10 protein-coding genes are annotated in these 10541 nt (G+C 75.6%); 4 read left to right on the top strand and 6 right to left on the bottom strand.

The genetic code is table 11. The annotated features are described in order from the left end of the window. Nucleotides 1-159: 159 nt before the first annotated feature. The gene (locus ACZ6NC_RS34080; protein WP_465737737.1) at nt 160-591 is read right to left on the bottom strand and encodes a ribosomal maturation YjgA family protein; all 432 of its coding nucleotides are present in this window, start codon (nt 589-591) and stop codon (nt 160-162) included. 142 nt (nt 592-733) lie between these two features. Between ACZ6NC_RS34080 and ACZ6NC_RS34085 the strand changes: the two genes are divergently transcribed. Beyond that, a complete protein-coding gene (locus ACZ6NC_RS34085) occupies nt 734-988 on the top strand; it encodes a LapA family protein (protein ID WP_465737738.1) in 255 nt (84 codons plus the stop codon). Between the two features lie 404 nt (nt 989-1392). Then, nucleotides 1393-2799 carry a DUF2252 domain-containing protein gene (locus ACZ6NC_RS34090; RefSeq protein ID WP_465737799.1) on the top strand — a complete coding sequence of 469 codons (1407 nt, stop codon included), beginning with the start codon at nt 1393-1395 and terminating at the stop codon, nt 2797-2799. Nucleotides 2800-2806: 7 nt separating this feature from the next. Here ACZ6NC_RS34090 and ACZ6NC_RS34095 read toward each other — a convergent pair whose 3' ends face one another. The 5 genes from ACZ6NC_RS34095 to ACZ6NC_RS34115 all read right to left on the bottom strand — a co-directional run bounded on the left by ACZ6NC_RS34095 (nt 2807) and on the right by ACZ6NC_RS34115 (nt 7683). Continuing rightward, nucleotides 2807-3505, bottom strand: coding sequence for an alpha/beta fold hydrolase (locus ACZ6NC_RS34095; protein WP_465737739.1), 699 nt, complete (start codon nt 3503-3505; stop codon nt 2807-2809). 78 nt (nt 3506-3583) lie between these two features. Beyond that, complete coding sequence (locus ACZ6NC_RS34100; RefSeq protein WP_465737740.1) at nt 3584-5173, bottom strand: MFS transporter; 1590 nt, start codon at nt 5171-5173, stop codon at nt 3584-3586. Next, on the bottom strand, nt 5170-5733 hold the full coding sequence (locus ACZ6NC_RS34105; protein WP_465737741.1) for a helix-turn-helix domain-containing protein: 564 nt from the start codon (nt 5731-5733) through the stop codon (nt 5170-5172). Before ACZ6NC_RS34105 ends, ACZ6NC_RS34100 begins: the two co-directional genes overlap by 4 nt. Before the next feature lie 526 nt (nt 5734-6259). Continuing rightward, a complete protein-coding gene (locus ACZ6NC_RS34110) occupies nt 6260-7459 on the bottom strand; it encodes an MFS transporter (RefSeq protein ID WP_465737800.1) in 1200 nt (399 codons plus the stop codon). Further along, nucleotides 7453-7683 carry a hypothetical protein gene (locus ACZ6NC_RS34115; RefSeq protein ID WP_465737802.1) on the bottom strand — a complete coding sequence of 77 codons (231 nt, stop codon included), beginning with the start codon at nt 7681-7683 and terminating at the stop codon, nt 7453-7455. The genes ACZ6NC_RS34110 and ACZ6NC_RS34115 overlap by 7 nt, the downstream gene beginning before the upstream one ends. Before the next feature lie 204 nt (nt 7684-7887). Between ACZ6NC_RS34115 and ACZ6NC_RS34120 the strand changes: the two genes are divergently transcribed. Both ACZ6NC_RS34120 and ACZ6NC_RS34125 read left to right on the top strand, forming a co-directional pair. After that, on the top strand, nt 7888-8889 hold the full coding sequence (locus tag ACZ6NC_RS34120) for an Lrp/AsnC family transcriptional regulator (protein ID WP_465737742.1): 1002 nt from the start codon (nt 7888-7890) through the stop codon (nt 8887-8889). Between the two features lie 167 nt (nt 8890-9056). Next, nucleotides 9057-10340, top strand: coding sequence for a DUF5685 family protein (locus ACZ6NC_RS34125; protein ID WP_465737743.1), 1284 nt, complete (start codon nt 9057-9059; stop codon nt 10338-10340). The last annotated feature ends 201 nt before the right edge of the window (nt 10341-10541 follow it).

A 10541-nucleotide genomic window follows, 5' to 3' on the forward strand; every position in this document is an offset into this window, starting at 1 on the left:
CCCCGAAGGCCATCGAACCAGATCGTGACGTATGACTGGAGTACTGGAGGGTTCCCTTTTACGGCCCCGCTGCGTGCCGGTGAGCACGCACCGCGGGGGCGTCCCCCCCCCCCCGCCCGGCGGGGCGCCCCCCCCCGCTCGGCCGGGCACTCGGGGGGCTCAGCCCCGGCGGACCGCGCGCGAGCGGGTGGTCCTGCCGAAGCTTGCGGCGGCGCTGTGCAGCAGCGCGGCGCCCCCGGCTCCGACCAGGTACCAGAGCAGGTCCGGCGGGTTGAAGGTGGAGCCGAGGACCAACCGGGCGAGCGCGCTCCGGCGGCCCAGTTCGTCCGGCACACCGGTGAGCTGGAACAGCTCCACCGCCCAGCTCAGCACGGCGGCCGCCGACGCGGCCGTGAGCGGGCGCAGCCGCGGGGCGGCCAGCAGCACCAGCGCGTACACCAGCACCGTGTACAGCGCGTCCCCCGCGTACTTGGCGAACTCGCCGCCGAGCACCCCCCGGACGCCGAGCCCGGCCGCCACCGTCAGGACCGAGGCCACCACGGCCGCCGCGCGAACGGCCCGGTCGGCCCGCTTCCCCCGAAGATCATCCACGCCGGTCAGCCTAGACACACCCGCCGCGGCGATCACCAACGGCTCCGGATCGCGGGGGCACACACACGCCGTCCGGGGGCGAGACCCCCACCGCCCGCTCCTCGGACAGGCCCCGGCCCGCGGAGCGCACCATACTGGGGAGATGGCGCAGAACACTCCCCCGCCGCATCGTCCGCCGACCGTCACGGTCAAGGGACGCGACGTGCGGCTGCGTACGATCGGGGTCACCGTCCTCGCGGTGCTCGCCGTCTGGTTCATCGCGGCCAACACCGAATCGGTGTCCATCACCCTGTGGGTCGCCACCGTCACACTGCCGCTCTGGGTCGTCCTCACCGGGACGCTCGCGACAGGAATGGTCATCGGCTACTTCGTCGCCCGCCGCCGGGCCAAGGCCTGAGCGCCGGCGGAGGGAGGAGGCAAGCCGCCGCCTCGATGTATCGGCTCGATTCATCGGTCCAGGTGCCGGACGTCCTGGTCGGCACCGCCCGCCCTGCCCGTCCTGCTTGTCCTGCTTGTCCTGCCCGGGGCGGCCGCCCACCCGCGCCCTCCCCGCAGCGGGCCCGCGGATCTGTCACGACCCACCCCCGGAACCGCCACCACCCGCTCGGCGTCCCTCCCTCCCGACAGGCCGGACCCGCAGGCCGGTCCGAACGCGGCCCCGGCACCGGGTAGCCTGCTGCCCGGCCCGCCGAGGGGCCGGGTCCGCGCAGGTCGCGGGCGGGAACGACAGACAGACGGGGGCGGGGCGCAGTGACGCAGCTGACCGAAGCGGTGGAGGGGTCCGGCCTGCGGGCGGACGCGATGGAGGACGGCCCGGGGCCGGAGCGGCGGTTCGCCGTGGACGGGTTCGCGCCGCGCCACGACGGCCGCGCCCGCGAGCGCGGCAAGGCGCTGCGCGAGCGCACCCCGCGCGAGCGGCACGCCGAGTTCGCGCCCGCCGCCGACCGGCCGACCGCCGTCGAGGCGATCGAGGCGTCCAATGCCGGCCGCCTCACCGACCTGGTGCCGATCCGGCTCGGCCGGATGGCGGCCACCCCGTTCGCCTTCCTGCGCGGCGCGGCCGGCCTGATGGCCGCCGACCTCGCCACCACCCCGGCCACCGGGATCACCGCCCAGCTCTGCGGCGACGCGCACGCCGCGAACTTCGGCCTCTACGGCGACGCCCGCGGCCGGCTGGTCATGGACATCAACGACTTCGACGAGACCGTGCCCGGCCCGTGGGAGTGGGACCTCAAGCGGCTCGCCGCCAGCCTGGTGCTGGCCGGCCGTGAGATCGGCGCCGACGAGACGACCGCACGCCGGGCCGCCTTCGACGCGGCGGGCTCCTACCGCCGGACCATGCGCACGCTGGCCAAGCTGCCCGCGCTGGACGCCTGGAACGCCGTCGCCGACGACCAGTTGGTCTCCTTCGCCCAGGCGCACGACCTGGCCGAGGCGCTGCAGAAGGTCGGCGCCAAGGCGCTCGGCAACACCAGCGCCAGGTTCGCCGCCAAGTCCACCGTCCGGACGGAGGAGGGGGGTTGGCGGTTCACCGCCGCTCCCCCGGTCCTCAGCGAGGTGTCGGACGCGACCGCCGGCGCGGTCGCCGCGTCGCTCGGCCTGTACGTGCAGACCGTGCCCGCCGAGCTGCACCCGCTGCTCTCCCGCCACTACGTGCAGGACGTGGCGTTCCGCGTGGTCGGCACCGGCAGCGTCGGCACCCGCTCGTACGTCGTCCTGCTCACCGACCACCGCGAACAGCCACTGGTGCTCCAGGTGAAGGAGGCGCGCCCGTCGGTGCTGCTGCCCCACCTGGCCCGTGCGGGCTTCCCGGTGGCGCCGGCCTCCGACGCCCACGAGGGCCGCCGAGTGGTGCTCGGCCAGAAGCGCATGCAGGTGGTCAGCGACACCCTGCTCGGCTGGACCACCGTGGACGGACTGCCCTACCAGGTCCGGCAGTTCCGCAACCGCAAGGGCAGCGTGGACCCGGCGGCGCTGCTCCCCGGCCAGCTCGACGACTACGCCCGGATCACCGGCGCCCTGCTGGCCCGGGCCCACGCGCACACCGCCGACCCGGGCGTGATCACCGGCTACTGCGGCAAGAACGAGGCACTGGACGAGGCGGTCTCCGCCTTCGCGGTGGCCTACGCCGACCGCACCGAGGCCGACCACGCCGACCTGCTCGCGGCCATACGGGCGGGCCGCCTCCCGGCCGAGCACGGCGTCTGACGGTACGTCAGCCACGGCCGGCGGGGTTCAGGAACGGCGCGACCGCCGCGACGAACTCCGCCGGCCGCAGGTGGTGCACCAGGTGCCCGGCCTCGATGGTGACCACCCGGCAGTCCGGGATCCGGTCGGCCATCTCGGCGATCCGGTCCTGGGGCACGTGGCTGGCCGGACCGCCGGCCACCACCAGGGTGGGCGCCGTGATGGCCACCATCCGCTCCAGCCAGACCGGTTCCGGGGTGTCGACCTGCCTCTTGATCGCCTTCACCACCGCCCAGTCGAAGCCCACCGGCTCGGCAGGCGCGTCGGCCACCGGGGTCGCCGGGCGCGGGTAGGGCGCCGGGATGTCCTCCAACACCAGCCGGCCGATCCGCCCGGGGTGTTCCTGCGCGAGCAGGTAGGCGACCACACCGCCCATCGAGTGGCCGACCAGGTCGATCCGGTCCAGCCCGAGCGCGTCCAGGAAGCCGAGGACGTCGTCCCGCATCAGCTCGAAGCTGTACCGGCCGGGCCGGCCGCTGTCACCGTGGCCGCGCAGGTCGAGCGCGTGGACGTGGTGGTGCGGGGCAAGGCCGGGCAGGACGCCGTCCCAGTCGGTGGCCCGCTCGCCGAGCGCGTGCAGCAGGACGAGCGGCGGGGCGCCGGGAGTGCCGTGCTCGCGGTAGGCGAGGGTGACCTCGGGAAGCTCTACGATCCGATGACCAGTCATGGCGCTCACCGTATGTCGCGGCTGCCGCACCCGGGCCGTCCGTTCGCCCACCGCTCAACAGTGCGCTGCCGGTGGCCGCTACTGCTGTGCCCGTACGTCTGGCGGGCCGAGCACGGCCTCCTGAGCCTCCGCTCCGCGAACCGCCTCCTCGTGAACCGGCTCCTCCTCCTCGCGAACCGACTCCTCGCGAACCGCCGCTCCTTCGGCCACAGCTCCTTCGGCCGCCGCCTCGGCCTCCCGCGCCGCCGACGCCCGGCCCGCGCACACCGACGCCAGGACCGCCAGCCCGGCCACCGCCGCACACACGGTGCTCGCGTACGTGTACGCCGCCCGGTGCCCGCCGCCGCCCCCGGTCGCCCGCAGGTAGACGCCGGAGAGCGCCGAGACGCTGACCGCCGCCGCGATCCGCTGAGTCATCTGCAGGATCGCCCCGCTCACCCCGGCCGCCTCGGCGGGCGCGTGCCGCAGCACGTACGCCTGGTTGGTGGCCCCCATCAGGCCCACGGCGGCGCCGCCGAGCAGCTGCAGCGCGGCGAGCAGCCAGGGCAGCACACCCGCCGGCCCCCAGTGGACCACCAACCCGCCGGTGAGCATCACCAGGGCCGAGCCGGTCATACCCACGGTGACGGTCCGCCGGCCGAACCGCTGCACCACCCGCCAGGCGAGCGCGGAGGCGACCCCCATGGACACCGCCGAGGGCAGCGAGACCAGCGCCGCACCCATCGGGGAGAGCCCGAGGCCGTCCTGCAGGAACATGGTCAGCACCAGCCCTGCCGCGAGCGAGGAGCCGAACTGGGCCATCGCCACCGCCGTCCCCAGCGCAAACGGCGCGGAGCGGGTCAGCGCCGGATGGATCAGCGGGTGGCCGCCGGCCCGGGCGTAGCGGCGCTGCCACCAGACCAGCGCGCCGAGCAACAGGCAGGCGCCGGCCGCGAAGGCGAGCCAGCCGGTCCAGGCGGGCGGCTGGACGAAGGGCAGCATCAGGGTCAGGGTCAGCGCGCCGACCAGCAGCAGCCCGACCAGGTCGAGGTCGGCGTGCCGGGCGCTCGGGCGCGGCCGCGGCAGGTAACGGGCGGCCAGGGCGACGGTGGCCAGCCCGAACGGCACGTTGAGCAGGAAGGTCAGCCGCCAGCCGTGCTCGGGCCCGACGGCGGCCAGCACCGCGCCGCCGACCGGCGGGCCGAGCGCGAACGCGAGCCCGCCGGTCACGGCGTACATGCCGAGCGCCCGGGCCCGCAGCTGCCCGCTGAACACGTCCTGGATGGTTCCGATCATCTGCGAGTTGACCAGCCCGGCCCCCGCCCCCTGGAGCAGCCGGGCGGCCACCAGGACCCACGGCTCGGTGGCGGTCGCCGAGAGCAGGCTCACCGCGGTGAACAGCGCGAGGCCGGTGACGAAGAACCACTTGCGGCCCCGGACGTCCCCGAGCCGCCCGCCGGGCACCAGCGCCAGCCCGAAGGCGAGCGAGTACCCGGCCACGATCCACTGCAGGTGGGCGGGCTGGGCGTGCAGGCTCTCGCGCAGTGCGGGGATCGAGGTGTTGAGCACGGACTGGTCGAGCAGGGTGGTGAACCCGCCCGCGACACAGACCAGCAGCACCCGGCGCCCCGCAGCGTCGAACCGCTCCCGGGGCGCCGCGGCTATCGCACCGGCGGAGGACGGCTTCACGGTACGACCACCACCAGCACGTAGCGGGCCTCGCCCGGGCCCGGACACCGGAACCGGGTGGTCTCGGCGACGAATCGCAGGCAGTCACCGGCCGCGAGCAACTGCGGCTCCCCGTCGACCGTCAGCTCCAACCCGCCCTCCAGCAGCCAGAGATGATGCTCCAGCCCGGGGACGGACGGACGGTCGTACGCGATGTCGGCCCCCGCCGGCAGCCGACCCTCGACGACCTCCGCCCGCAGCGACGCGTGCGGCGGCGACACCGCCCGCCGTACGAACCCGGTCGCCTCGTCGCGCCACACCGCCTGCTCCCCGGCCCGCACCAACCGCGCCGGCGCCGACTCGACCTCGGCCAGCAGCCGCGACATCGTCCGCCCGTACACCGAGCAGAGCCGCCCCAGCAACGCCGCCGTCGGGCTCACCTCCGCCCGCTCCACCCGCGACAGCGTCGACCGGCTCACATCCGCTCGCCGCGCCAACTCCTCCAAGGTCCACCCGCGTTCAAGCCGCAGCTCGGCAAGGCGGACAGCCAGCCGCTCGTCGGCGGCCGTGTCGATTCCCATATCCGCGATGCTATCCCGGATGTGAGATCGACCGCAGGGGCTCGTCCCGCTGCTGTCGTGGTCAATGCCGGGGCACCCTCCACGGCAACGCGGTCCCCCTGCGCCCTGCGGCCCCTGGCGACGTGCCGGCCCACGCGACCATCCCCGCCCGGACCGCCCGCCACCGCCCACCACAGCCCGTTGCCCACCCGATTGACGAAGCTCGCGACGATCAGGGCGCGCTGGGGACCGCTTGGCGCCAGCACATTGGATATTCGCGGCCCGGCGCTCTTCCCGATCACGCGAAACAGGCTAGCCGCGCCCCCGCAGGCACCCTCGGCATGGCCCGGGCCGCCTCTTCGACCCGTCAGTTCGCCGTGCCTGAGTGCGGTTCCCCGAACCGCGGACGTGACCCACCGAGCGTGTGAGGTGTCCCGTGGTCGTCCGGTCCTCGACGGCTACTACTGTCCCGCCGCCGGCGGCGTCCCCGTGGACACCACCGGCGGAGGGCCGGCCGGCCCGGTCAGCCGCGGCCGGCTGCGGGCCGTCAGTGGCGGGCGGGGCGTGCGGTCATCGCCGCGGCCGCCGTCGCCGTCGCGGCCAGGATCACCGCGGCCGCGCAGAGGGCATGCTGGGCCGCGGTGCGCGCGCTGCCGCCCGCCCCCAGGTAGACGCCGCCGACGACGGCGACGCCGAGGGTGCCGCCGAGTTGCTGGACGGCGTTGAGCAGGCCCGCGGCCGAGCCGGTCTCCTGCGGGCCGACGCCGCTCAGCGCGGTGCTGAAGAACGGCGGGGTGAACAGGCCGGTGCCCAGCCCGGCGACGGCGAGGGCCGCGGGCAGCGCCGCCGGGTAGCTGCCGGGGCCCGCGGTGCGGTACGCGAGGACGGCGGCCGCCAGGCCGACCGCGAGAACGACGATGCCGGTGTGCAAGACGCGCGTCCCGTACCGGGGGACGAGGTGGGCGCCGGCCGCCCAGGAGCCGACCGCCAGTCCGGCGGACCACGGCAGCAGGGTGAGTCCCGCGGTGAGCGGGCCGTCGTGGAGGCCGAGTTCGAGGTGCAGCACGACGGTGATCATGACGCCGTTCATGACCGCGAAGAACAGCGTCGAGGTGGCCAGCGCGGCGGGGAACGCCCGGCCGCGCAGCAGGGCCGGTTCGATCAGCGGCGCGTGGCCGCGGCGGGCGGTGCGGCGCTGGTGGGCGACGAACACCCCCAGGACCGCGGTGCCCGCGGCGGCGACGGCCCACGCGGCGGGCGAGGGGCCGCCGGTGGCCAGCGGGCACACGACCAGGGCGGTGCCGAGCATCGCGAGGACGGTACCGACCGGGTCGAGGCGGGGCGGGGTCGGTGCGCGGTCCTCGGTCAGGTGCGGGCTGGCGGCCAGGACGGCGGCGGCCAGGGGGAGGTTGACGAGGAAGACGGCGCGCCACGAGGAGCCGAGCAGGTCGGCGTGGGTCAGGACGCCGCCGAGGACCGGGCCCAGCACCGCGGACAGGCCCATGACGGGGCCGATCATGCCGAGCGCCCGGGTGAGTTCGTCACCGTCGTACATCGCGCGGATCAACCCGAACGTCTGCGGGATGATCACGGCCGCGGCCCCGCCCTGCACGGCACGCACCGCGATCAGCGTCGCGGCGCCGGGTGCGAGCGCGCAGGCCAGGGAGGTGGCGGCGAACGCGATGACACCGATGCGGAAGACCCGCTTGCGGCCGGCGATGTCGCCGAGCCGGGCGCCGGTCAGCAGGCCGAGGGCGAACGCGAGGGTGTAGGCGGCGCTGAACCACGGATGGTGGCCGCTGCCCCGCCGAGGTCGGCGTGGATGACGGGGCCGGCGACCTGGACGATCGTGGCGTCGAGGAGGTTCATCGCCTCGGCGGTGAGCACCGCGGCCAGGGCGAACCCGCGGCGGCGCGACCCGGGTGGGGTGGGCCGGGTGCGGTCGGCGGTGCGGTTCGTGGTGTGGGACACGGGTCTCCCCAGGGGACGGCGCGGGTGTGTCGGTGGTGGCCGGGGCCGCGGACGGCGGGCTCGCGGTGCGGCACGGTCGCCGTGCCGCGGGCTCGCGGTGCGGCGGGCGGCCGGTGACCACCGTGCCGCCCGACCCGGACGAACTTCCATCTCTTCGACCGTCATGGGTGATTACTTCCACCAAGGTCGGCTAGTTTGGCGATTGTGCTCGAACTGGATGATCTGGACCGGGGCCTGATCCACGCCCTGCAGGTGGACGCGCGGGCGCCGTTCACGCTCATCGCCGACGTCCTCGGCTCCTCGACGCAGACGGTGGTCCGCCGCTACCGCCGCCTGCACGCGCAGGCCGGGCTGCGCGTGGTCGCCCTGCCCACACCCCGCAGCTCCGGCATGCACCAGTGGTTCGTGCGGCTGACCGCCGCGACGCGCAGCGCGCACGACATCGCGCTGGCGCTCGCCCGCCGCCCTGACACCTCCTGGGTACGGCTGACCTCCGGCGGCACCGAGATCGTCGCGATCATCCACACCGCGCCCACGGGCCCGGACGCGCACACGCTGCTGCTGCGCGACATCCCCCGCACAGCGGGGATCACCGCCGTCTCCGCGCACTACCTGCTCCACACCTACCTCGGCGGGCCGACCGCGTGGCGCGGGCGGATCGACGCCCTGGACGCGGACCAGGAGGCGCGGCTGAGCGCCGGGAACGGAGGCCCGCACGATCCGGACGCCACGACCCCCGACGCCCCCGACGCCCCCGCGTACCTCCTGACGGACGCGGACCGCCTGCTGCTGTCGGCGCTGCGCGAGGACGCGCGCCTCAACTACGCGGACCTGGCCGCCGCGACCGGCACCACCGCGGCCACGGTGGCCCGCCGGCTGGCCGAACTGCGGGCGCGCGAAGCGCTGTTCTTCGATGTGGACATCGATCCGGGGCTGCTGGGCGTGACGGTGTCCGCGCTGCTGTGGATGCAGGTGGCACCCGCGCACCTGGATGCGGTGGCGACCGCGCTGGCCGGGCACGAGGAGCTCGCAGTGGTCGCGGCGACGACCGGCCCGACGAACCTGGTCGCGCACGCGCTGTGCCGGGACGCGGAGGCCCTGCACCACTACCTGACGCGGCGGGTGGCGTGGGATGCGGTCACGCGGATCGAGACGGCGCCCGTGCTGCGCACCTACAAGGCGGCGACGACGCTGCGCTCGGGCTGAGCCCGCACGCCGCCAACCGGGCCGCCGCGCCACCGGACCGCCGCGCCACCGGACCTCACGCCACCGAGCGCGCCGTCGCCTCTCGCACCCCCTCGGGACCCCGGCCAGCTGGTCATATGATGTCCGCGACCAGGGGCCGGTCAAGGCCCAGGCAGTCAAGGGGGATCATGTTCGGCATCATCAGGCCGTGTCGCCACCGGCTCTCCGAGCGGTTGCAGAGCTCGTGGATGGCGCACCTGTGCGGGCTCTGCCTCGCCCTTCGGGACGACCACGGACAGCTGGCGCGGACCGCGACCAACTACGACGGTCTGATCATCTCGGTGCTGGTCGAGGCACAGAGCGCGAAGGACGACGCCTCCTGGCGCCGCACGGCCGGGCCGTGCCCGCTGCGGGGGATGCGGACGGCGTCGGTCGCCAAGGGCGAGGGCGCGCGACTGGCGGCGGCGGTCTCGCTGGCGCTCGCCTCGGTGAAGATCCGTGACCATGTCGAGGACGGGGACGGCGTGTTCGCCCGCCGGCCGGTCGCGGCCGGGGCACGCGCCGTGACCAGGCGCTGGGACCGGAAGAGCGCGGGCAGCGCCTCGGTGGTCGGCTTCGACACCGCCGTGCTGCTCGACGCCGCCGCCCGCCAGGGCGAGTTGGAGCGCGGGCTGGGGCCGGGTGGGTCCGTCCTGCTGGTCACCGAGCCCACCGAGAGCGCCACCTCGGCCGCCTTCGCGCACACCGCCGTGCTGGCCGGGCGGCCCGGCAACGCCGCGCCGCTGGCCGAGGCGGGGCGGCTGTTCGGCCGGCTCGCCCACCTGCTGGACGCCGCCGAGGACCAGGCCGAGGACACCGCGGCCGGCGCCTGGAACCCGCTCACCGCGACCGGCACCGACCGGGCGGAGGCCGAGCGCCTCTGCCGCGACGCCGTCCACGGCATCCGGCTCGCGCTGCGCGAGGTGGAGCTGACCGACCGGGCGCTGGTGCACGTCCTGCTGGCGCACGAGACCGAGCGCGCGATCGAGCGGGTCTTCGGCCCGGCCTCGCACGCCGCCGCCTGCAAGACCCGGACGGTGCCGGGGGCGGCGCCGGACGCCTCCAACCCCTACCAGACGCCGCCCGGGTACGACCCGAACCAGGCGCCTCCGACCGGTCCGGGCGCGCCCGTCCCACCGTGGGTGCCGCAGGGTCCGGGCTTCGACCCGCCCGGCGCCCGGCCGCCGCACCGCCGCAACCTCCTGGCGGGCTGCGCGGTCTGGGCGCTGATGGCCTGCACGTGCCAGCTGATGTGCTGCGACCACAACGACCCGTTCTCGCGCGAGCACCGCCAGGGCTGGTGCGTCCGGAACGACTGCGACTGCAACTGCGGGGACTGCAGCGGGTGCGGGGACTGCTGCCAGTGCTGTGGCGACGGCGGCTGCTGTGACGGCTGCGGGTGTGACGGCTGCGACTGCGGCTGCGACTGCTGAGCCCCGCCCGTACGCCTTCCCCGGGAACTCCCCGAGTTTGAAAGGCAGCTGCCGCGACCACAGGCGGAGCCGGGCTCGTCCGAGCGCCGAGCCCGCCCGCGTGGGGGGGGGGGGGGGGGGGGGGGGGGGGGGGGGGGGGGGGGGGGGGAGGGGGGGGGGAGAAGGGGGGGGGGGGGGGGGGGGGGGGGGGGGGGGGGGGGA

Source organism: Kitasatospora sp. NPDC041988, assembly GCF_055588525.1.